We start from the raw sequence: 22,173 nt of genomic DNA, 5'->3' as shown, positions 1-22,173 counted from the left end.
CTACCGTGGTACAATTGTCCGGCGATCGTCAGGATCTCACCGAACGTGAGCGGATGATCCTGCGGGCGATCATCCATCTGTTCATCCTGCATGCCACGCCGGTGGGATCGAGGATCGTCTCGAAGTATCTCGAACGCGAGTTCGCGCTGAGTCCGGCAACGATCCGTAACGTCATGTCCGATCTCGAGGAGATGGGCTATATCACCCATCCCCATACGTCGGCGGGACGCATGCCGACGGACAAGGGCTACCGTTTCTACGTCGACTCCCTGATGGGTTCCGAACTGCTCAGTACGCTGGAGACGGAAACGGTCCTCGGCAATCTCCGCGGCAGTCCGCGCGAAACCGTCCTGCGCGACGCCTCGCGAGTCCTCGGTTCGCTGTCCCACTACCTCGCCCTCGTCCAGCTGCCGCAGCTCGGAGACGTCATCGTCCAGAAGGTGGAGATGCTCAGACTCTCCAGCGAACGGCTTCTCGTCGTCGTCGCACTCGAATCGGACATCGTCCGTACCGTGACCATCGAGACCCATCATCTGCCGGAGCATGCTTCGCTCGACGAGATCACACGTGCCATCAACGAACGCCTGGCCGGACGCCCCCTGAGTATGCTGAATGCGTTGTTCCCGGACATGCTGGACGATACCCATTCGTCGGATGGAGCGCTGATACGGCTCTTCGTGGACCATGTGGGACGGCTCAACGATTCGTCCCTGCAGGCACCTTCGTCGATCCACGTCGCCGGCACGCAGAACCTGCTCACCCATCCCGAATTCGACGATCCCGAGCGCATGCGCAGCGTGATCGAGCTCGTCGAGAACGAGGACGTCATCATCCACCTGCTTGGAACGGCGCAGGAGAACGATGGCGTGGCCGTACGCATCGGCAACGAACTGCAGAACGAACAGCTCCAGGACTACAGCCTGATCGCCACCACCTATCGGGTGGGATCGGCCAGCGGGAGCGTCGGCCTCATCGGTCCGAAACGCATGAATTACAGCAGGATGGTCTCCCTCGTCCAGTTCGTGGGCACCGTCCTGAGTTCCACCCTGCGCTCCAGATAATCCGACACACTTCATAAAATGCCCGGCCGTACGTCATATGGCCAGCAACCTCCACGGAACCCGGAATCATGATACACGAAGACAACGACATGCTGGATCGATCTGAAACCCCCGAAGGCACGACAATGCCGGCCGGCGACGACCGCATCGCCGAACTCGAACGCGAAATCGCGGAATGGAAGGACCAGTACGTCCGCAGCAAGGCCGAAACGGAGAACATCAGACGTCGCTCAACACTGCGTGAGCAGGAGCTGATCTCCTATGCATCGGAACACCTCATCACGAAGATGCTTCCCGTGCTGGACGATCTGCACGCTGCCGTCGAAGCGGCACGGACGTCGACGGACGCCGAAGCCATACGCGCCGGTGTGGAGATGATCTACAACAAGGCCGTACGCATCTTCGAGGAAGCGGGAGTGCGGACCATCGATGCAGGCGTCGGACAGCCCTTCAACGTCGAAGTGCACGAGGCCCTGATGCACATGCCCAACGACGTACATCCCGAAGGAGCCGTCATCCAGGAAGTGCAGCGCGGATACAAGCTCCACGACAAGGTCATCCGCCATACCAAGGTCATCACGTCTGCCGGAAAGGATGCATAAGGATGGCGCAACGCGACTTCTACGAAGTGCTGGGTGTCACCAGGACAGCTACGCAGGAAGAGATCAAGATCAGCTATCGCAAGCTTGCGATGCAATACCATCCGGACCGGAATCCGGGCGATGCGGAAGCCGAGGAACGCTTCAAGGAAGCCGCCCAGGCATACGACGTCCTGGGTGATGCGGACAAGCGCGCACGCTACGACCGCTTCGGTCATGCGGGCATGGGCGGCAACGCCGGTGGTGGTCAGGACTTCCACAACTTCACGAACATCAACGACATCTTCAGTGCCTTCGGCGACATCTTCGGAGGTCAGGGCGGCGGCATCTTCGAACAGTTCTTCGGTGGCGGTGGCGGGCGCGGACAGCGCCGCACCGGCATGGGCGAACCGGGTGCCGATCTCCGCGTGCGCATGCCCCTCACCCTCGAGGAAATTGCGACGGGCGTCGACAAGACGATCAAGCTGCGCCACTGGAAGACATGCACGACGTGCACGGGCTCCGGTGCGAAGGCAGGTTCCACGCCCATCACGTGCTCCCAGTGCAACGGTACCGGCGAGCTGCGCCAGGTCTCGCGCTCGATGTTCGGTCAGTTCGTGAACATCTCGGCCTGCGCCAACTGCGGCGGGTCGGGGCAGGTCATCAAGGACAAGTGCACGGACTGCGACGGTGAAGGCCGCGTCGATGGCGAGACGACCGTCAAGGTCACGATTCCTGCCGGTGTACGCACAGGTAACTATCTGTCCGTAACGGGCAAGGGTCATGCGGGCCGCCGCGGTGGTTCGGCAGGTGATGCCGTCGTCGTCATCGAGGAACAGGAACACGACGTCTTCGAGCGTCATGAGGACGATGTGGTGATGGATCTCACCGTCGACTTCCCGAAGGCAGCGCTCGGCGGAGAGGTCGAAGTACCCACGCTCGAAGGCGCATCGTCGCTCAAGATCGACGCGGGCACGCAACCCGGTACGATCCTGCGCATGCGCAACAAGGGCATACCGCACCTGAACAGTTCCGGACGCGGCGACCAGCTCGTGCGGTTCTCCGTCCATGTGCCGACATCGCTGAACAGCAAGGAGAAGGCGACGCTCAAGGAACTGGCCGAGAGCGACCACTTCAAGCCCGGAACATCCAAGGGTGCGAAGGATTTCTTTCAACGTGTGAAGGAAGTGTTTTCCTGACCCCGACATGGTGAGGCCGCTTCCTCTGGAGTGATCCATGAAGCGGCTTCTTTCCCTGCTGCAACGCCATGCCGGGACCACGCGCAACGAGACGATCGTCGTCCTGACCCTTCTCTGTGGTCTCGTCGCAGGAACGATCGTACGACGTCTCTCACCACGCACCGCACCATCCCCCGTTCGGCCTGCCAGTGGCCTCGACATATCCCGACGCCTCGACTCCCTTGCCGCATCGCCACCGGCACCACCCCGCCCTTACGACCGATCCCACCCATCGTCCGCACCGTCGACACCGAAACGGACATCGGGTACGGTCAACATCAACATGGCATCGATCACGGACCTTCAGTCCTTGCCCGGCATAGGCAAGGCCACGGCAGAACGTATCCTCGAACGACGCAGGCAGCGTCCGTTCCGGCGCATCGACGAACTCATGGATGTGCGCGGCATCGGTGAAAAAAAGTTCGAACGGATGCGCCCGTTCCTCGCCGTGCAGTAACTTGTACCCCATGATCGCAGCGCTCTATCTGCACCACGAACGGACGGTGGTGGCACAATGGCAGACGGACGAGTCCGCACCTACACTCACGGCCCTGGAGCTCCTGCCTCCCATCGCCATGACGACCGATCCGCTTCCGGCCGACGTCGCAAGGGCCCTTGCCCATGCGATGGGTGAGGCCGACGACATCCGGCTCGCCGTTCCGTCACGTTCCATCCTGCTGCATCGCTATCCCGTCGAAGCCGACGAGGCCGAAGATCTCCGCAGGGCGTTCGAACTCGCGACCTGTGTACCCGTCATCGATCCCGTTCATGACCAGATCACCGACGTCGACCTGCCAGGCCCGGTGAACGAATCCGCATGGCATGCCCTCATCGCCGTGCCGCAGCGTATCATCGCACGGGCGCACGACATCGTCGGAGAACGTCCGGCGGCCACCATATCCGTCGTCCCTTCCCTGCTCGCCGACATCTCGGCCGCACGACGTGCCGGCTTCGTCGGTCAGGGACATACGACCATGCTGATCGGGCTGCGTGCCGACGCAATCGAAACGGTGGTCTTCGATCCGGCCGGTCAGCTCCTGCATCTGACCTTCGTCCCGCGCGAAGAACGCTACGACGCCTCGGTGCAGGCACGCGAACTCGTCCTCGATGCCTGCGCCAGCATGGACCTCGCCATCGACGACGTCGTGCTGTACGGCGACGATCTTTCGACGTCGGTACTCGACGACTGCACGCGTTCGCTCGACGAACTCGTGGGACGCGTCCTTCGGTTCACACCCTTCAGGGCGACCCGAGCCGCCGTCGACGACGAGAGCAGGTCGACCTGCCTGCGTCTCGCCCATCGCCTCGGCCCCGTCGTAGGATTGCTGTGACATGCGTATCATCGCCGGCTCCCTGAAAGGACGTACGCTGTCCGCTCCTCCCGGTATGTCCACGCGGCCTACCACCGATACCGTCCGGGAAATGATCTTCTCCCTGCTCGATCACCACGTGATGTGGGCCGGACTGCGCATCATGGACCTCTGCTGCGGCAGCGGCGCCCTCGGCTTCGAAGCCCTGAGCCGCGGTGCCGCCCACTGTACCTTCGTCGACAGCTCCCCTGCCGTCATGGCTCTGGTGCAGGAGACTGCGGATTCCTTCGGGCTCTCCGAACGAACGACCGTGGTGCGGTCGGACGTCATATCCTTCCTTAGACAGTGCGGCCCCGGCAGCGCCGACGTCGTCTTCGCCGACCCACCCTATGCGGACAGACTCTGCACGCGCATCGCCAACGGCCTGCTCAAGCTGGCCATCCTCACACCCGGCGGTATCTACGTCGGCGAGCATGGGGACAGGGAGATCATCCTTCCGTCGCCGGAATGGACGGTTCTCGCGCACAAGGAGCGGGGCCGGACCGTGGTCGATGTGCTTCGCTATGAAGCGTCCCTGCCGTAACTTGCATGTCCTTCAAGGGACTAGCCATGCAGAAACACGCCATGTATCCCGGATCGTTCGATCCGATCACCAATGGCCACGTCGACGTAATCGAACGTGCGGCGACGATGTTCGCCAAGGTCACCGTCGTCATCGCCAAGAACAGCAAGAAGACGCCGCTGTTCGATGAGGAAGAACGCATCGCAATGGCCCGTGAAGCGCTGCAGCACCTGACGAACGTCGACGTCGTCCTGCATCAGGGCCTGGTCGTCGACTTCGCCCGGACGAATGCCGTCAACGTCATTATCCGCGGCCTTCGTGCCGTGACCGACTTCGAATACGAATTCCAGATCGCGCTCATGAACAGGAAGCTGGAGCCGGCACTGTCCACCATCTTCCTCATGCCTCACGAGCGCTACACGTATCTGAACTCGAGTATCATCCGCGAACTGGGACGCTATTTCCAGGACATTTCCGAGTTCGTGCCCACCGTCGTGGCCGAACGCATGAAGAAAAAGTTCCCCCGTCCATGACATCCACTCCCGATCGCCGCAAACCCGGTATGGCGGAACAGCCGCGCCGCGTCCATATCATCACGCTCGGCTGCAGCAAGAATACCGTCGACAGCGAAACGCTCGCCGGACATCTCCGTGCGAACCACCTCGAACTCGCCTCGAGCGTTGACGATGCCGATACGCTCGTCATCAATACCTGCGGCTTCATCGATGCAGCCAAGGAAGAAAGCGTCAATACCATCCTCGAAGCCGGAAAGCTGAAGTCCGAAGGCAGGCTTCAGACCCTCATCGTGGCGGGATGTCTCTCCGAACGCTATGGCGACGAATTGCGCCGTGAGATGCCGGAAGTGGATCACTTCTTCGGTACCGAAGCCTATGAGCCGATCATCAAGGCCATCTCTCCCGACCTCAAGTATTCACTGCTGGGCGAACGCGTGCTCTCCACGCCGCAACACTTCGCCTATATGAAGATTTCGGAAGGCTGCGACAATCCATGTTCCTTCTGCGCCATCCCCGTCATGCGCGGGAATCACCGCAGCACTCCCGTCGAAGCGCTCGTCAAGCAGGCCCAGGGCCTCGTGGCGCAGGGAGTGAAGGAACTCGTCCTCGTCGCACAGGACCTTACCTACTACGGGCTCGACATCTACGGCGGCCGCAAGCTCGCCGACCTGCTCACGGCCCTGGCCGACGATTCGGGCGCGGAGTGGATCCGTTGCATGTATGCCTATCCGGCCAAGTTCCCTCTCGACATCCTCCCCGTCATCCGCGACAAGCGGAACATATGCTCGTACCTCGACATGCCGTTGCAGCATGCATCGAGTAACGTACTGAAGAACATGCGTCGCGGCATCACACGCCGCGCGACGGAAGAGCTGCTCGACCGTATCCGCCAGGAGATTCCCGACATCACGCTGAGAAGCACGTTCATCGTGGGATATCCCAGCGAAACGGAAGCGGATTTCGACGAGTTGATGGACTTCATCGCGGAGCAACGTCTCGACCGCGTAGGCGTCTTCACGTATTCGCAGGAAGACGATACCTATGCCTACATCCTCGGTGATCCCATTCCCTCGGAGGTCAAGGAAGAACGGCAGCAACGCATCATGGAACTGCAGCGCGACATTTCGCTCGAGAAGAATACGGAGAAGATCGGAAGCATCGTCAGGGTTCTCGTCGAAGAAGAAGTGAACGGCGAATACCGCTGCCGCAGCGAGGCGGACGCTCCCGAAGTCGACAACGAAGTCTACGTCCGTTCGGACCGTCCGCTGACACCAGGATCCTTCGTCGACGTCGAGATCGAGGATGCCGTCGAATTCGACCTCTTCGGTACCGCTATCGCTCGATGAGGCAGCCGATGGGCTCGGTGGCCCCCACTGCTGGCGCCATACCATTGACGACCGCTTCGATGGCCTCGCGCAGGTCGTGCGCGCGTACCTTCTGTCTCCTGCGTCCGAGCGCGACGTACAGGTCGTTGATACGACCACGATAGAGTATCGTCGTAGAATCACCTCGGTGGAGAATGGCTTCCGGCGTCACATGGGCATCGAGGCGTCCGACCTGGACGTTGCCGCTGTCGATACCGATGCGATACCGGCACGCATAGCGCACCCTGAAGGAATCGATCTCTTCACGATCGGCCATACCATCCGGAACGAGGACGCGGAAGACGACGGCATCGCCGTACATGGTGTATAACTGGTCGAGATACGGCGTCATCTGCTGGCATACGGGACATGTCGGCGAAATGAAGATCGTGACCGTATCACGGTCCGACGGGGGCTCATTCTCCACCCAACGACGCGGCATGCCTGAGCTTGCCATCGCAACGAAGGACAGGATACACGCACCGACGACGATGAGCCGGAGCATCACAGGATGTAGTGCGAGAGATCGGAATTCTGGACAATCGACGACAGGCGCTCGCCTACGACGTCGGCGGTGATCGAAATCGTCGGGCCTTCCACACTATCCGGCGCATGGAAGAGCGTCTCCTCGAGCAACGTCGTGAGGATCGTATGCAGGCGACGCGCCCCGATGTTGGCGACGTCCTCGTTCACGCGTGCCGCCGTGGATGCGATCGCACGGATGGCCCCTTCATCGAAGATGAGCTCATATCCTTCCGAACGCATGAGGGCGCTGTACTGCTTGATCAGAGCGTGCTCGGGCTGGGTCAGGATGGCGACGAAGTCCTCGACGGTCAGCGACTGCAGTTCCACCCTGATCGGGAAGCGTCCCTGCAGTTCGGGAATGAGGTCGCTGGGTTTGGCCACGTGGAAGGCACCGGAAGCGATGAAAAGAATGTGGTCGGTCTTCACCGGACCGTACTTCGTGTTCACGGCCGATCCTTCGACGATCGGAAGGAGATCACGCTGCACGCCCTCCCGCGACACGTCCACACCACCACTGGTACCGCTGCGGACGGCGACCTTGTCGATCTCGTCGATGAAGACGATGCCCATGTTCTCCGCACGGTAGATGGCTTCCTTCGTCACCTTCTCCATGTCCACGAGCTTCTCGGCCTCCTGCTCTTCGATGATGACGCGTGCTTCGGCGATCGTCACCCTGCGTTTCTTGAATCGCTTCGGCATCATGCCCGACAGCATCTCTCCGATGTTCATGTCGAAGCCTTCGGGACCGATCGGTCCGAGAACGTTGAGACCGGGCATGTTGTCGACCTTGACGTCGATCTCGATCACCCGATCGTCCATCATGCCGCTCTGCAGCATCGTCCGCACCTGTTCGCGCTGTTCGCGCTGCTGGTTCTCCGTCTGCCCTCCCGTAAGATCGAAGGACATCGTCGTATTGACGGGAGGTACGAGGATATCGAGGATCTGCTGTTCCGCGGCTGCGGTGGCCTGTTCGCGGACGGTCTGGAGGTGTTCGGTACGGACCATGGAGACGGCACCTTCGACGAGGTCGCGGATCATCGTCTCCACGTCCCGTCCGACGTAGCCCACTTCCGTATACTTCGTGGCCTCGACCTTCACGAACGGCGCTCCGGCCAGGCGTGCGAGACGGCGTGCGATCTCCGTCTTCCCCACTCCCGTGGGACCGATCATGATGATGTTGTTCGGCATGATCTCGTGCTGGAGATCGCCTTCCACCTGTTGCCTGCGCCAGCGGTTGCGGAGGGCGATGGCGACGGCTTTCTTCGCCGCCTGCTGGCCGATGACGTACTTGTCCAGTTCGGCCACGATCTGATGCGGTGTGAGATTCATAGTTCGTCGATCGTAAGTACGTTATTGGTGTAGATGCAGATGTCGGCGGCGATGTGCAGTGACTTCTCCACGATCGTACGTGCGTCGAGATCCGTATTGGCGGCCAGTGCCCTGGCCGCACTCAGCGCATAGGGCCCGCCGGAGCCGATGGCGATGATGTTGTCGTCGGGTTCGATCACGTCACCCGTGCCGCTGAGGAGCAGGACCTTGGACTGATTCATCACGATCATCATGGCTTCGAGGCGGCGCAGATAGCGGTCGGTACGCCAGTCGCGGGCAAGGTCGATGGCGCTGCGATCGAGGTTCCCGCGATGCGATTCCAGCTTCTCCTCGAACCGTTGCATGAGGGTGAAGGCATCGGCTGTGGCACCTGCGAAGCCGACCATGACGCTGTCGTTGTAGAGCCTGCGCACCTTGCGTGCCGTGTGCTTCATCACCGTGTTGCCGAAGGATACCTGACCATCGGCGCCCAGGGCGGCCTTGCCGTTACGCATGACGCCGACGACCGTCGTCGAGTGGACTTCGGGATACGTGGACATGATTCACCTGTCGAATGTGTATGGACGTCAGTGCCGATAATGTCGGAACAGTATCCGCACCATGATCACGCTGCCGAGGAACATCAAGGTAAGCAGCATTGCGACGCCAAGACGTGCAGGCGCATCGGAAAGTGCGTGATGCCATTGTACGGCGCCACGCCAGAGAAAGGTGAGGGCGAAGATCGCCGTTGCGGAAAGCGTCGCCGGCAACGTCCACATGCGCCCCTGACGCAGGAGAACACCGATGACGATCATGAGTGAACCGAAGATTCCTCCGTTGAGGAGGGAAGACGTTCCCGTGCCGTGCATGAGGAGATATCCCGACAGACCGCAGATCATCAGGAAGATACCGTAGCACGTGACCAGCAATCCAAGTTTCTTCATGCCTTGGCGTCGACGAACAGGCCGTCCTTCAAGTGCAGGATCCTGTGTGCCCGTGCGGCGACGTCCGCACTGTGCGTGGCGATGAGACACGTCATACCGAAGGAGTCCTGCAGTTCGCAAAGGAGATCTGTCACGGCCGTGGCATTGGCACTGTCGAGATTACCTGTCGGCTCGTCGGCCACGAGCAGCAGCGGATCGTTCATGAGCGCCCGTGCGATGGCCACGCGCTGCTGTTCTCCGCCGGAGAGTTCGGACGGTGCATGCGTCGAGCGATGTCCCATCCCCACACGATCCAGCAGGGCCGCTGCCTTCGACCGTGCAGCTTGCCAACTCGTACCGGCGATCAGTGCCGGCATCATCACGTTCTCGATCGCCGAGAACTCCGGCAGAAGATGATGGAACTGGAAGACGACGCCCACGTAGCGGTTGCGCATGGCGGACAATGCCGACGACGACATACGATCATAGGTGAAGACCGACGTTCCCGTCGTGAGCGTCACATGTCCGTTATCGGGCTCGTCGAGCGATGCGAGGATGTGCAGCAACGTGCTCTTCCCTGCACCGCTCGGTCCGGTGATGGCGACGAATTCACCCGCGTCGATCGTGGTGGATACGCCGCGAAGCACGACGGTATCCGCCTGACCGCTGCGGGTATAGGACTTCGTGATGTGTTCTGCGGTGAGTAGCGGCATCAGAACTGACGCAGGACGCGCAGATCGTTATCGTAGAGCATACGGATATCGTCGATACCCGTCATCATCATCACCGCACGTTCGACGCCGAAACCGAAGGCGAATCCTGAATATTCTTCCGGATCGATGCCGCAGTCGCGCAGGACGTTGGGGTGGACCATACCGCAGCCGCAGATCTCCAGCCAGCCGGAGTGCTTGCAGATGCGGCAACCTTTTCCCTTGCAGATGAAGCACGACATGTCGATCTCGGCGCTCGGCTCCGTGAACGGGAAGTAGGACGTACGGAAGCGGAACTGCGCATGGGCTTCGTCGTAGAGACGTCGGGCGAAGGCCATGATCGTCCCCTTCATATCGGCCATGCTCACGCCCTTGTCGATGTACAGACCTTCGACCTGGTGGAATTCGGCCAACGAGCGCGCACTGACGGCTTCGTTACGATAGACGCGTCCCGGCATGATGCACCGGATCGGCGGCGTCATCGTTTCCATCGCGCGGATCTGAACGGACGACGTATGCGTGCGGAGGACGAGATCGTTCCGGTCCCCGCCTTCGACGAAGAACGTATCCTGCATATCCCGTGCCGGATGGTCCGGCGCGAAGTTGAGCTTGCCGAAGTTGTGCATGTCGTCTTCGATGTCCGGCCCTGCGGCCACTTCGAAGCCGAGCGACGTGAAGATGTCCGTGATACGGTCCAGCATCTGTGCGATGGGATGGATCGTACCGGCACCCATGGTGCGGCCGGGCAGCGTCACATCGATGCGGGGCGTCGTGTCGCGGGGGCCGAGAGCATCCTTCAGCATGGTATAACGCTCTTCCGCGAAGGTACGGAGCTCGTTCAGCGCCTTGCCGATGGCGGGCTTCTCTTCCTTCGGTACGGAGCGGAGATCGTCGACCAGGGCCTGCAGGGTTCCCTTGCGGACCATGTGGCGCAAGCGGAACTGCTCCGCTTCGTCGGCCGTCGTGATGGCCGACAGTTCGCCTTCTATCGTCGCACGCAATCGGTTGATCTTGTCGAGCATGATATTCCTGATGTATCCAAGACTACAAACATCCGTCGACCGGCTCAATTAACCAAGATCAATGACGTCCGTGGCGATCTTCTCCACCACGGCACGGTCGTGATCGATGATGAGCATCGTCGGCGACGACCGTGCGATGGCCTCGACGAGCTGCTCCTTGGTCTCGACATCCATACCGTTCATCGGCTCGTCCCAGATGAAGAGATGGGCCGGATCGAGGAAGCTCCGGCATAGGTCGATCTTCTTCCACTGACCGAAGGAAAAGGTCTCCAGAGGCCGATCGAAGACGTCTCCCGAGACGTTGAACGACGCGAGAACGGTTCTGAAGCGCGTTTCGTCGATCCCGGCCTCGCGGACATGATCGCGCAGCACGCCGCTCGTCCATACCGGCCATTGGCGTACGACGACCATCCTGAGCCACTGTGGCAGCGCCACGACACCATCATGGGCCACTTCGCCGAGGATGGCGCCGACGAGCGTGCTCTTGCCGCAGCCGTTAGGCCCGGTCACGACCACACGTTCGCCGCGCCTCACCGTCACCGAACAGTCATCGAGGACCGTCACATCGCCGAAACGTACGGTAAGATCCGCAACCTGCAGCACGACGTCGGGAGCGCCGTCGGCAGCCCTGAGCTGGAGTGCATGGACGCCATCGAAGCTCGTGAGAAGGGACTGTGCCTGATGCAGCGCATCGTCGATCCTGCGTTCGGTATGCAGGGCACGCTTCATCATCTTCGCGGCCTTGTGGCTCACGAAGCCCGAATCCGCGGCACTGTCCTTCTCCCGTTCGGTATGGGCCGACCACCTGCGCTGGCGTTCGGCGGCTTGCTCGAGCGTACGGACCTCACGCCTGATGTTGTCCTGCTCACGCCGTTCACGCGCCTGCTGTTCGGTGCGTTCGCGGCGCCATACGGCATACCCCGCATGTTTCACGTGCAGTCCGTCCGCGTCGATCGACAGAACGTGATCGCAGCAGGCCTCGAGCAGATCCTCGTCGTGACTGGTGACGAGGAACCCCTTGTGTAATGATGTGAGATACTCCCGCACGAGTCTGCGTCCGTCGCGGTCGAGGTGGTTCGTCGGCTCGTCCAGCAGGGCGAATCCATCGTCGGGTGTCGTGACGGCGGCGATCAGGGCGCGCGTACGCTCGCCTCCGCTCAAGGTCGAGAACGGGCGCCGGAGATGTCCGCTGCCGAGTCCCAGCACATCGGCGCGCTCTTCGAGATGAGCCTTCAGGGTATATCCACCCATGCGGTGATAGTCGTCGACGATATCGGCGTAGTCGAACAGAGCCTGGTCGCTTCCATCGGCGAGGAGAGCCTCCATACGCTCTTCCATACGGCGGTATGGGCCGACCGCATCGATCATGACCGACAGCGTATCGGTTTCGGGAATCGCATAGGTATGTGCGAGCAGCAGCGGACGCTGCACCTGCGTGATGGTACCCGATGAAGGTCGCAGCGTTCCTGCGACCAGCTGCAGCAGGGTCGATTTACCTCTGCCATTGCGTCCGACGACGGCGGTCTTCCATTCGGGTCCGACGTTGAAGGAGATATCGGTGAATACGGGAACGTAGGGAGCGTCGTAGGCGAACGACACTCGATCGGCTGACACGAACATGGTGCCTCCTGTCGATCATGTATGACGAAATCCGGCCGCGTGATAACGGCGTGAAGTGCAGGGATTTCGTCAGTTCTTCATGATGCAGGAGGATGATGGACAATTCCGTCGGCACGTCGTCGATGGTGCGGACGGCATGACAAAACTATGCAAAAACGAACGAGCGGCAATCGGAAGGACCGATTGCCGCTCGCATTGTCGTTTCGGATGTTCTTGGGGAACCGCTTACTTGCCCATCGCCTGCTTGACGACGGCCGTGAAGATTTCCGGGTGATTCATGGCCAGATTGGCGAGAACCTTGCGGTTGATCACGATGTCGTTCTTCTTCATGCCGTGCATGAGGCGGGAATACGTGGTACCGTGCATACGTGCTGCTGCGTTGATACGGACGATCCACAGGTTGCGGAACGTACGCTTCTTGTTGCGGCGGTCGCGGTAGGCGTACTGGAGGCCCTTCTCGACGTGGTGCTTGACGATGCGCCACAGTTTGGAGCGGGAGCCCCAGTAGCCTTTCGCCAGCGTGAAGTATTTCTTCTTGCGGTTGTGTGCCGCTGCTTTTTTGGTTGCGCGCATTGGATTCTCCTAGCGATACGCATTTGAAAAACGCCGGTGCTGCGGACGTCAGGGGAACGGCAGTAGCCCTGAGCGACCCGTCGCCGACCTTACACCGACATCATCCCAGCGCCAGGCAGTGCTTCACGAGGCGCATGTTCGATGCGTCGACGAGCGTGTCGTTACGCAGGTTGCGCTTGCGCTTGCGGTTCTTGCTGGTCAGGATGTGGCTGCGGTTCGCCTTCTGACGCTTGATCTGGCCGGTACCGGTCAGCTTGAAGCGCTTCTTGGCGCCCGATGTCGTTTTCATCTTCGGCATTGTCCTATCCCTTCGGTGCTTCTGACTCTACTACTTGCTGCTCTTCTTTCTTCTTCGGGACCACCTTCTTCTCCGGTGCGAGCGTGACGCTGAGGGTACGCCCCTCCGACTTGATCGGCTGGTCCACCTTGGAAACGTCGGCAAGCTGCTCGATGAATCGCTTGAGCATCACCTCGCCAAGATCCTGGTGCATGATTTCACGGCCACGGAAGAATACCGAGGCCTTGACCTTGTGCCCTTCTTCGAGGAATTCGCGCGCATGGCGCGTCTTGAAGTCGAAGTCGTGCGTGTCGGTACCAGCCTTGAAGCGTATTTCCTTCAGTTGCTGATGAACCTGGGCCTTCTTCTGCTGCTTCTCCCGTTTCTGCTGCTCATACGTGAACTTGCCGTAATCGATGAGCTTGCAGACCGGTGGCTTGGCCTGCGGAGCGATCTCCACGAGATCGAGTTCCTGTTCCTGTGCCATGCGTAACGCATCGCGCTTCTGCATGATGCCGAGTTGTCCACCTCTTGCGTCAACCACGCGAAGTTCGTTCGCCGTGATCTCTTCGTTGATCTTCTGCTTACGCTGGTTCTCAGGACGCTGAGCGTTGAACGGTATGTATGGTCTCCTCAAGCAGGGCCGCCGCGTATTTGAATGATACTGATTGCAGGAACGACAAAGATAAGCAAGGAATCATGTACCACCAAGGGGCCTTCGATCCTTACCGTCATTCTTCGTAATTTTTTCCTCTTGCCCCCGTCATACGGCCCCTATGAATACCAATGATGAAGTCCTGTCCACCATAGAACAGGCAGAAAAACGCGGTACCGCAGTCCCGGGCACCCTCCCCGTGCTTCCCTTGCGCGACATCGTCATCTATCCTCACATGATCTTCCCCGTCCTCATCGGACGGGCATCCTCGCTGAAGGGTGTGGCCGAAGCACTGGAACGTGAGAAGTACATCATGCTCGTCGCCCAGAAGACGGCCGGCACGGAAGAACCGGGATTCGACGACATCTACGAATACGGGACGGTAGCCAAGATCCTCCAGGTTCTGCGCCTGCCGAACAACCTGCTCAAGGTCCTGGTCGAGGGCATGATGCAGGCCCGCGTCGTCGGTCCCGTCCGCACGGAACCATACCTCGAAGCCGATATCCAGCCCGTCGCCCTGCAGGTCAACGAGCGCGACCGGCACCTGAAGGCCATGGTACGCCATGCCTCGGAGTTGTTCGAAGAGTACGTCAAGGACAACCGTAATCTTCCACCCGAAGTGCTGGGCGCCTTCGAGAATATCGACGACCCGGTACGCAAGCTCTACTATGCCGCGGCCAACGTCCAGCAGAAAGTGGAGACGAAGCAACGGATCCTCAACACCCCGGACATCAAGGAACAGTACTTCGAACTCGTGTCCATGCTGAGCAGCGAACTCGAGCTGCTGAAGCTCGAGGCCGAGATCGATACGAAGGTGCAGGACCAGATCCAGCGCTCGCAACGCAAGTTCTTCATCCAGGAGCAGATCCGTGCCCTGCAGAAGGAACTCGGCGAGGAAGACGATGGCGGACCCGAACTCGGTCCTCTGAAGGAGATGCTGGACAAGGCCGAAATGCCCGAAGGCGTCTATACCAAGGCACTGGAAGAGTTCGAGCGTCTCAAGAAGACACCGTCCATGTCGCCCGAGTTCGGCGTCAACCGTACGTGGCTCGAATGGCTGGCGGCTCTGCCGTGGTCGAAGCGGACGCCCGACAACCTCAACGTCGAACACGTACGTGCCATCCTCGAGGCGGACCACTACGACCTGGAGAAGCCGAAGGAGCGCATCCTCGAATACATCTCCGTGCTGAACCTCATCGGCTCGCTGCGCGGCCAGATACTCTGCTTCGTCGGCCCTCCGGGTGTCGGCAAGACGTCGCTCGCAAAGTCCATCGCCCGCGCGACGGGACGCAATTTCGTGCGCATCTCGCTCGGCGGCGTGCGCGACGAAGCCGAGATCCGCGGCCATCGTCGTACGTATATCGGCGCCATGCCGGGCAAGATCATCCAGGCTCTGAAGCGGTCGGGTGCCGTGAATCCCGTCATCCTGCTGGACGAGATCGACAAGATGTCCATGGACTTCCGTGGCGATCCGTCCTCGGCCCTGCTCGAAGTCCTCGACCCCGAGCAGAACTCGGCGTTCAACGATCATTACCTCGAAGTGGACTACGATCTCTCCAACGTCCTCTTCATCGCTACGGCCAACGTGAAATACGACATTCCCGGTCCCCTGCTGGATCGTATGGAAGTCATCGAACTCTCGAGCTATCTGGAGCCGGACAAAGTCGAGATCGCCAGGCGCCATATCCTGCCGAAGATCCTGAAGGAACACGGTCTGCAGGACTTCAACATCACGGTGACAGACAAGGCCCTGCTCAAGATCGTCCGCGAATACACGCGCGAATCGGGTGTACGGAGTCTCGAACGGGAAATCGCGAGCGTCCTTCGCAAGGTGGCCTCCACCATCGTCCGTGAAGTCAGCGCGAAGTCCGGCGCCACGGATCCCGCCTCCCTCAAGGGTTCGGCAGCCTACAAGCGCATGGCACGGACGAAGAAGTTCGTCGTCGACGAAAAGCACGTCGAACAGTACCTCCGTGCACCGAAATTCAAGACGAAGGACAAGGAACTCTCGGATAAGGTGGGCGTGGCAACGGGTCTGGCATGGACCAGCCTCGGAGGCGACACGCTTCCGGTCGAAGTCACCATCATGCCGGGTGCCGAGCGTCTGACGCTGACCGGCAAGCTCGGCGACGTGATGAAGGAATCGGCCGTCGCGGCACTCTCCTACCTCCGCGCGAACCATGCACGACTCGGTGTCGACGCGGACTTCGCCAAGGGCAAGGAAATCCACATCCACGTTCCCGAGGGCGCCATTCCCAAGGACGGTCCATCGGCCGGCATCACGATGACGCTGGCCCTGCTTTCGGCAGCATCCGGACGTGCCCTGCGCGGAGACGTGGCCATGACGGGTGAGGTGACGCTACGGGGCAACGTTCTTCCCATCGGCGGTCTGAACGAGAAACTGCTCGCGGCGAAACGCGTCGGCATCACTACCGTCCTCGTTCCGAAGGACAACCGCAAGGACGTCGAGGAACTGTCGCCGGTCGTGACGCAGGACCTCGAAATCGTCTACGTTGACCATATCGAGCAGGCGGTTCCGGTAGCCTTCGCCACGACGACGAAGCCGAAAAGCCGGAAACGCTGAGGGCTCCAAGCCCCGTCATGCCAACGGTTTGGAAATTTCGCGACATGCCCGTAGCTTTGTGGTTCTGAACAAGCAACAACGAACTGGAGCAGTACCATGGCAAAAAAAGGCGCACGCGTGATCATCACGCTCGAGTGCACGGAAGCCAAGAAGGAAGGCAAGCCGGCATCGCGTTATACGACGATGAAGAACAAGCAGAACACGACGGAACGACTTGAACTCAAGAAGTACAATCCGTTCCTTCGTCGCCATACGATCCACAAGGAAATCCGCTGAAAACGAAACGAGGCCCGCAACTGCGGGCCTCGTTCGTTTTCGGGCTATGGTATATCGTCTTGACGGACGTGATTCACCAATATCACAGATCTTTCAGATCCTGAACCGGTGCAAAGAAGAGCGGACGGATCACTTCCGTGACGGGGCAGCCTTGTCCGTGCCCAGTACGTCCACGTCACCTACATGCCGTAGCGATACCCCATCGTATCCCGGCCAAAAAGCTACTAACAGGACGCTTCTGTCACCTTTCTGCAACGATATTATCCGATCCGCATCAGGGTCGAGAATCGTAGTGCCGAACGTATATCCGTTGCTCTTCAGATATTCCATGTCCTGGCCTCTTTTCGCATAGACCAAGGTATAGACCAGGACCTTCTTCCCTTTTGCCTGAGCCCTGGTATTGATGGTCCTGAGAATCGCCCCAGCTTCGACGGTGCATTTGGCACAATCTCCGGGATAGAGCGGAACGAAGACAACTACCGCCTTTTTTGCACGGTTGAAATCCGCCGTACTCACGGTTTCCGAAAACCATCCAGGCAGAAGCATCATAGACAGAAGCAGGGATGTCATTCTCCGGTACCAATGCGAAATGTTTCTATATACCAGTTACCAGTTCCGATATCTCTCCCTATCACGCCAAACGAAGTACGAGTATCATGTACTGTTGCGTAGATACGCCAAGGCTGATACGACGAATGCCGAAACGGAATCGATGAGCCATAGGTAATCGAATCACCGTCGATAATTCCGACTGCGATATGAGATGTCACGGTATCTCCATGCTTCGTCGTCCAATCGCGTATGACGGCAGCACAATATCCACCGATCGGTACGAATCCGGTACAGACATATGGATTCATACCGGCCCGGGCACGCTGCACTCCGCTCCGAAGTACGTAGACACTATCCAGAAGAGCCTGCCCGCCGGGTAACTTCCTGATAACATCCTCATACGATATGGCCCGATCATCCGACAGGGCTCTCGTGAACATCGTCGCACGCGGTACCGCGGCATAGGTATACAGAATCGCTTTCCCGTTCATCCGGAACGGCTGATTCATCGTCATACCATATCCGAATGTCTTCGTCTGGAGTTCGTCGATCGGCAAATGCATCGTACTGTGATTACCCTTAGCATCGAATCGCGCCATCAACGGTATGTCGCTAATGATGCCCTTTCGCATCGCAGCGTTCTCTTCTACACCTACTATCGCCTCATCGAGATCGGCAAGAAAGGCGTCGGGCATTGGCCAGGATGACAGCTCCCTGCTCGACAAGGGACGTACATGTACGATGTTCCGTCCTTTGAGAGCATAGCGCACGATAGAAACGACGGGCCACATCATAGGCTCGACGTTCTTACGAACTGCAGGAACAGAATTCTGAGTCAGGATATCCAGAGTATCATCCGTCACAAACCTGCCGACCAGATATCGAGGACGTGCCATTGGGAAGCTTCTCACTTCATCGATGCTCTGACGTGTCATCACAGCATACTCGGCTAACGAGTAGAACTCGACGGAATCATACCTACCCGATATTTTGAAACGAATACTATCGATCAGCAACTCGATTGGCGGTTGCAGGATCGCGAATACCTTACCTTCCATCCCGTTTGCTAGATGCAACGTGCCGGTCTTCTTGTCGCTGATCAACAGTACACCTTTGCGGGCCTCGATATGATATGGATCCAGTATCGGAAACCCGGTACGTTCGATCAGAGACAGCCTATCAACACTAACGATCTTGACGTTCTTCCTGTCCTGCGCACAGGACGTGATGACGATTGTTACGAGGGACCAGCAGAGAACACCAAGACGAATCATTACAGCATTGCCCCTAGTATGAAATGCATTGGGGCACAACCGCAGATATCCGCGGCCGTGCCCCGAAGAAAGTTAGTTCGGAATATTTTCAATATGGTATGAGGTCCAACCGGAACCGCCTGGATTGAATTCCAGTTCGAACACATCAATCCGATACGGATTTACCGTCGCACAGACGCTCATCGGATTGGGGCGGCATTCGAAATCCACGTTACCTCCCGCATCCTGACTAGAATTAGGCTTCGCTTCACCAGGATATGTTCCCGTACCCGAAAATCTACGGCCGGGCCCCGCAATGTAGGTCTTTGTAGTGGCCATCACCTCATCCATTACAACAATTATGCCAAGTAACAGGAACATACCGAAGAGCACATTCCGAACAGAACGGTACGACATAACCAACCTCAAATAAGTAAATACAAAAACGGCTGATAAGCAGCCGCCAACATCTATCATTATCAATAGATCGAATATCGTTTCTCGACAACCACTACTAAAACTAGACTTGACGGATCTAACCGGCAGGCATCCGAATGCATATGATGACTATATGGCCGCAACTGAACACGACGTATTGGCTTGCCTTGGCCTCGTCATGATCTGTAATAGGGCCTGCGGGAGATTCTATGCACTACACCTTCGACGGCTCTATCCTGTCGAGTTTCTTCGTCACGGCTTGCGCAAGATCGATGCCCCGTGCATTGCAGAAATTCACGAGAGCGATGAAGACGTCAGCAGCCTCGTCGGCAACGTGCGCTTCATCCACATCCTTGCCCTTCCAGCGCTTCTTCTCGAGGTTAGCCAGCTCACCGGCTTCGCCGCAGAGTTCGAGACAGAAGAACTCCGGCGGACGAGCGATGAAGCAATGTTCCTGATAGGTGTCGAAGGCTTGTTGCACTGCGGGCACAGCAGCGACGACAGTCGCCTGCAGGGCAGTCCTGAGATCGCTGGCCGTCATGATCGTACGTCGAAGTGAGTCGTCATTCTTCCTCCTGCTGTGGTTCGTCGTCATCCCCTTCCGCAGCCTCGCGGATGCGATACCCCACACCGCGGATGCTCTGGATGATCTGCGGTGCGCCCGGACGTTCGACCTTGGTGCGCAGGCGTTTCACATAGACGTCGATGATGTTCGATTCCGGATCGAAGTTATGCTTCCACACATGCTGCATGATCATGCTGCGCGACAGGATGCGGTTCTTGTGACGCAGAAGGTATTCGAGCAGCGCATATTCCTTCGTCGTGAGCTCGATCTCCTTGTCGCCCCGATACGCGAAGTGCGTGACCATGTCGAGAACCAGATCTCCGCACTGGAGCTTCGTCGTCTTCTCCGTACTCGACCGGCGAAGGATGCTCCGCAGCCGCGCAGCGAGTTCCTCGAAATGAAAAGGCTTGGCGAGATAGTCGTCGGCACCGAGGTCGAGTCCCTGTACGCGATCCTCCGTCGTGCCACGAGCGGTGAGCATCAGGACAGGTGTGGCATTCCCCGTATCGCGCAATGCGCTGAGCACGGAATAGCCGTCGAGCTTCGGAAGCATCACATCCAGCACGATGGCGTCGAAATGATTGTTCATCGCCAGGTCCAGACCCGCTTCACCGTCGGCGACGGTTTCCACGATGTACCGTTCCTCTTCGAGGCCACGCTTGATGAAGCTCGCGACCTTGCGTTCGTCTTCGATAACCAGTATTCGCATGGGCCGAAGATACAAACGGTGGGCTATCTTGACGGCCAGATGATCAGATACCTGCCCCATGCCGTCTTCCTTGTCGCCGTCGCCATACAGCTCGTCCGCGTGCTGGATATGTGCGGTGGAACCTTCGTCTATGCGCTGGACGACGCCGAGATCCACATGGCCGTCGCGAGAGAGATCGCCTCGGGGCATTACGGTCTCGGCCCCGATACGACCACCACGCCTGCGTCGTCGATCGTTTGGCCGCTGCTGCTGGCACCCTTCATGTCCACACCGATCGCCTTCATGGTGCCATTCATCATGGGATGCGTCATCGGCGTCGCCATCGCCGGAGCCATACAGCGCCTGCTCGCCGTATGGGTCGAGGACGGGACATGGGCGGCATTCCTCGCATCGACTATCGTCCTGCTCACGAACCAGGCGGGGCTCCCCTTCCTCGGTATGGAACATGGCCTCCATGTCCTGCTGTCGCTGATTCTTCTGCATGCCATCGCCGACAGCGACCATACCGCACCATCGATATGGATTGCCGTCGTGATGGCGCTGACGCCGGCCGTCCGGTACGAAGGTCTGGCCCTGACGGGACTGACGGCCATCGTCCTGTGGTGGCGTGGATATCGCGGTGTCGCCTGTCTGGGCCTGGGCGGCGCGGTCCTCATCCTCGGCACCTTCTCCATCGTTCTCGCCGTCAACGGCCTTGGATGGCTTCCGTCGAGCGTACTGGTCAAGTCGTTCGCGACGGGTGCCGACAACGGCAATACGGGGATCTGGAACAACATCGTCCTGAACGTGTCCAGTGGCTCGGGACGAGCGTTGCTCGTCGCGTCCGCGATCGCCGCCCTCATCGGCATCGCCGCGCGACGTACTCCATCGGGTATCGCCGCCCTCGTCGTTGCGACCATGGCGTTCGCGCAGATCGTCGCAGGACGTACGGGATGGTTCACACGCTATGACGTCATGGCATGGACGCCGCTCGCCTGCGTGCTGGTAGTCGCAGCATGGACATATCGTCGTTCCCACCGCACGATGGCCGCGGGCCTCGCAGCCGTGCTACTGACTTGCTCATATCCGTTCCTGGCCGCAGCGAAGAGGCTGCCCCTCGTATCCCTGAACCAGAGGGCGATGCAGGAACAGATGGCACGTTTCGCCGTGATGTGGAGGCGCCCCGTCGCCGTGAACGACATCGGCGCCATGGCCTATCATGCCCGCGGTGCCGTCGTCGATCTATGGGGACTGGACGACATTCGGGTCGCGCGCCGACGCATGGAAACGAAGGACGGCGCATGGATGGATTCCCTCTGCACGCGCCGCGGAGCCGACGTCGTATGGATCTATTCGTCATGGTTCCCCCACCACCCTGCGTCATGGATCCGCCTCGGCAGCCTCGGGCTCGTGGCCCCTGCGGGCAGCCCGTTGTCCGGTGTGGACAGCGTCGACGTCTATGTCCGTGATCCACGACTGATTCCGGATGTCCGGACAGTACTGGACGCATGGAAGACCGGCCTGCCCGACGGTGCGGAATGGAGGCCGTCGTTCTGAGGTCTGACGCTGGCGGCCT

The 22,173-nt window shown here is 59.5% G+C and carries 25 protein-coding genes; 11 read left to right on the top strand and 14 right to left on the bottom strand.

Features of this window, described 5'->3' with window-relative positions; translation table 11 throughout:
* Positions 1–5 precede the first annotated feature (5 nt).
* The 8 genes from BGO89_00210 to BGO89_00175 all read left to right on the top strand — a co-directional run bounded on the left by BGO89_00210 (position 6) and on the right by BGO89_00175 (position 6,610).
* The gene (locus tag BGO89_00210) at positions 6–1,061 is read left to right on the top strand and encodes a heat-inducible transcription repressor HrcA (protein OJX58681.1); all 1,056 of its coding nucleotides are present in this window, start codon (positions 6–8) and stop codon (positions 1,059–1,061) included.
* A 68-nt stretch (positions 1,062–1,129) separates the two neighbouring features.
* Entirely contained in the window at positions 1,130–1,663 is a 534-nt protein-coding gene (locus BGO89_00205) for a nucleotide exchange factor GrpE (GenBank protein ID OJX58667.1), read from the top strand.
* A gap of 2 nt (positions 1,664–1,665) precedes the next feature.
* The gene (locus tag BGO89_00200; protein ID OJX58666.1) at positions 1,666–2,838 is read left to right on the top strand and encodes a molecular chaperone DnaJ; all 1,173 of its coding nucleotides are present in this window, start codon (positions 1,666–1,668) and stop codon (positions 2,836–2,838) included.
* 37 nt (positions 2,839–2,875) lie between these two features.
* Entirely contained in the window at positions 2,876–3,334 is a 459-nt protein-coding gene (locus BGO89_00195) for a hypothetical protein (GenBank protein ID OJX58665.1), read from the top strand.
* Positions 3,335–3,344: 10 nt separating this feature from the next.
* Complete coding sequence (locus BGO89_00190) at positions 3,345–4,208, top strand: hypothetical protein (GenBank protein OJX58664.1); 864 nt, start codon at positions 3,345–3,347, stop codon at positions 4,206–4,208.
* Between the two features lies 1 nt (position 4,209).
* Positions 4,210–4,770, top strand: coding sequence for a 16S rRNA (guanine(966)-N(2))-methyltransferase RsmD (locus tag BGO89_00185; GenBank protein OJX58663.1), 561 nt, complete (start codon positions 4,210–4,212; stop codon positions 4,768–4,770).
* A 26-nt stretch (positions 4,771–4,796) separates the two neighbouring features.
* Positions 4,797–5,282 (top strand): pantetheine-phosphate adenylyltransferase, encoded by a 486-nt coding sequence (locus BGO89_00180; GenBank protein ID OJX58662.1) that lies wholly within the window; start codon positions 4,797–4,799, stop codon positions 5,280–5,282.
* A 29-nt stretch (positions 5,283–5,311) separates the two neighbouring features.
* Entirely contained in the window at positions 5,312–6,610 is a 1,299-nt protein-coding gene (locus tag BGO89_00175) for a ribosomal protein S12 methylthiotransferase RimO (protein ID OJX58661.1), read from the top strand.
* Here BGO89_00175 and BGO89_00170 read toward each other — a convergent pair.
* From BGO89_00170 to BGO89_00125, 10 genes are all read right to left on the bottom strand, one after another.
* Positions 6,597–7,133 carry a hypothetical protein gene (locus BGO89_00170; protein OJX58660.1) on the bottom strand — a complete coding sequence of 179 codons (537 nt, stop codon included), beginning with the start codon at positions 7,131–7,133 and terminating at the stop codon, positions 6,597–6,599. The two genes, BGO89_00175 and BGO89_00170, sit on opposite strands and share 14 nt — an antisense overlap.
* Positions 7,133–8,482 carry an HslU--HslV peptidase ATPase subunit gene (locus BGO89_00165; protein OJX58659.1) on the bottom strand — a complete coding sequence of 450 codons (1,350 nt, stop codon included), beginning with the start codon at positions 8,480–8,482 and terminating at the stop codon, positions 7,133–7,135. Before BGO89_00165 ends, BGO89_00170 begins: the two co-directional genes overlap by 1 nt.
* Complete coding sequence (locus BGO89_00160; protein ID OJX58658.1) at positions 8,479–9,021, bottom strand: HslU--HslV peptidase proteolytic subunit; 543 nt, start codon at positions 9,019–9,021, stop codon at positions 8,479–8,481. Before BGO89_00160 ends, BGO89_00165 begins: the two co-directional genes overlap by 4 nt.
* 27 nt (positions 9,022–9,048) lie before the next feature.
* The gene (locus tag BGO89_00155) at positions 9,049–9,405 is read right to left on the bottom strand and encodes a hypothetical protein (protein OJX58657.1); all 357 of its coding nucleotides are present in this window, start codon (positions 9,403–9,405) and stop codon (positions 9,049–9,051) included.
* Positions 9,402–10,097: a hypothetical protein gene (locus tag BGO89_00150; GenBank protein ID OJX58656.1), complete on the bottom strand. Its 696-nt coding sequence runs from the start codon at positions 10,095–10,097 to the stop codon at positions 9,402–9,404. The genes BGO89_00155 and BGO89_00150 overlap by 4 nt, the downstream gene beginning before the upstream one ends.
* Complete coding sequence (locus BGO89_00145; protein OJX58680.1) at positions 10,097–11,119, bottom strand: phenylalanine--tRNA ligase subunit alpha; 1,023 nt, start codon at positions 11,117–11,119, stop codon at positions 10,097–10,099. Before BGO89_00145 ends, BGO89_00150 begins: the two co-directional genes overlap by 1 nt.
* Positions 11,120–11,164: 45 nt before the next feature.
* On the bottom strand, positions 11,165–12,736 hold the full coding sequence (locus BGO89_00140; GenBank protein ID OJX58655.1) for a hypothetical protein: 1,572 nt from the start codon (positions 12,734–12,736) through the stop codon (positions 11,165–11,167).
* A gap of 225 nt (positions 12,737–12,961) precedes the next feature.
* Entirely contained in the window at positions 12,962–13,309 is a 348-nt protein-coding gene (locus tag BGO89_00135) for a 50S ribosomal protein L20 (GenBank protein ID OJX58654.1), read from the bottom strand.
* 100 nt (positions 13,310–13,409) lie between these two features.
* Complete coding sequence (locus BGO89_00130; GenBank protein OJX58653.1) at positions 13,410–13,607, bottom strand: 50S ribosomal protein L35; 198 nt, start codon at positions 13,605–13,607, stop codon at positions 13,410–13,412.
* A gap of 4 nt (positions 13,608–13,611) precedes the next feature.
* Positions 13,612–14,208: a translation initiation factor IF-3 gene (locus BGO89_00125; protein ID OJX58679.1), complete on the bottom strand. Its 597-nt coding sequence runs from the start codon at positions 14,206–14,208 to the stop codon at positions 13,612–13,614.
* A 154-nt stretch (positions 14,209–14,362) separates the two neighbouring features.
* On the opposite strand from BGO89_00125, the gene BGO89_00120 reads away from it, so the two are divergent.
* Positions 14,363–16,825: an endopeptidase La gene (locus tag BGO89_00120; GenBank protein OJX58652.1), complete on the top strand. Its 2,463-nt coding sequence runs from the start codon at positions 14,363–14,365 to the stop codon at positions 16,823–16,825.
* 96 nt (positions 16,826–16,921) lie between these two features.
* Positions 16,922–17,101 (top strand): 50S ribosomal protein L33, encoded by a 180-nt coding sequence (locus tag BGO89_00115; GenBank protein OJX58651.1) that lies wholly within the window; start codon positions 16,922–16,924, stop codon positions 17,099–17,101.
* Between the two features lie 129 nt (positions 17,102–17,230).
* On the opposite strand, the gene BGO89_00110 is transcribed toward BGO89_00115, so the two are convergent.
* From BGO89_00110 to BGO89_00095, 4 genes are all read right to left on the bottom strand, one after another.
* Positions 17,231–17,671, bottom strand: a complete 441-nt coding sequence (locus BGO89_00110; protein OJX58650.1) for a hypothetical protein — start codon at positions 17,669–17,671, stop codon at positions 17,231–17,233.
* Entirely contained in the window at positions 17,668–18,927 is a 1,260-nt protein-coding gene (locus tag BGO89_00105; protein ID OJX58649.1) for a hypothetical protein, read from the bottom strand. The genes BGO89_00110 and BGO89_00105 overlap by 4 nt, the downstream gene beginning before the upstream one ends.
* A gap of 631 nt (positions 18,928–19,558) precedes the next feature.
* Positions 19,559–19,939 carry a hypothetical protein gene (locus tag BGO89_00100; protein OJX58648.1) on the bottom strand — a complete coding sequence of 127 codons (381 nt, stop codon included), beginning with the start codon at positions 19,937–19,939 and terminating at the stop codon, positions 19,559–19,561.
* A complete protein-coding gene (locus BGO89_00095; GenBank protein OJX58647.1) occupies positions 19,908–20,618 on the bottom strand; it encodes a DNA-binding response regulator in 711 nt (236 codons plus the stop codon). Before BGO89_00095 ends, BGO89_00100 begins: the two co-directional genes overlap by 32 nt.
* Before the next feature lie 18 nt (positions 20,619–20,636).
* Here BGO89_00095 and BGO89_00090 point away from each other — a divergent pair, with 18 nt between their 5' ends.
* Positions 20,637–22,154 (top strand): hypothetical protein, encoded by a 1,518-nt coding sequence (locus BGO89_00090; protein ID OJX58646.1) that lies wholly within the window; start codon positions 20,637–20,639, stop codon positions 22,152–22,154.
* Positions 22,155–22,173 lie beyond the last annotated feature (19 nt).

Origin of the sequence: Candidatus Kapaibacterium thiocyanatum (assembly GCA_001899175.1) — a bacterium.
Taxonomy (GTDB): domain Bacteria; phylum Bacteroidota; class Ignavibacteria; order Kapaibacteriales; family Kapaibacteriaceae; genus Kapaibacterium; species Kapaibacterium thiocyanatum.
Note: the sequence above shows the minus strand (reverse complement) of the source record. Positions and strands in the feature narration are given on the sequence as shown.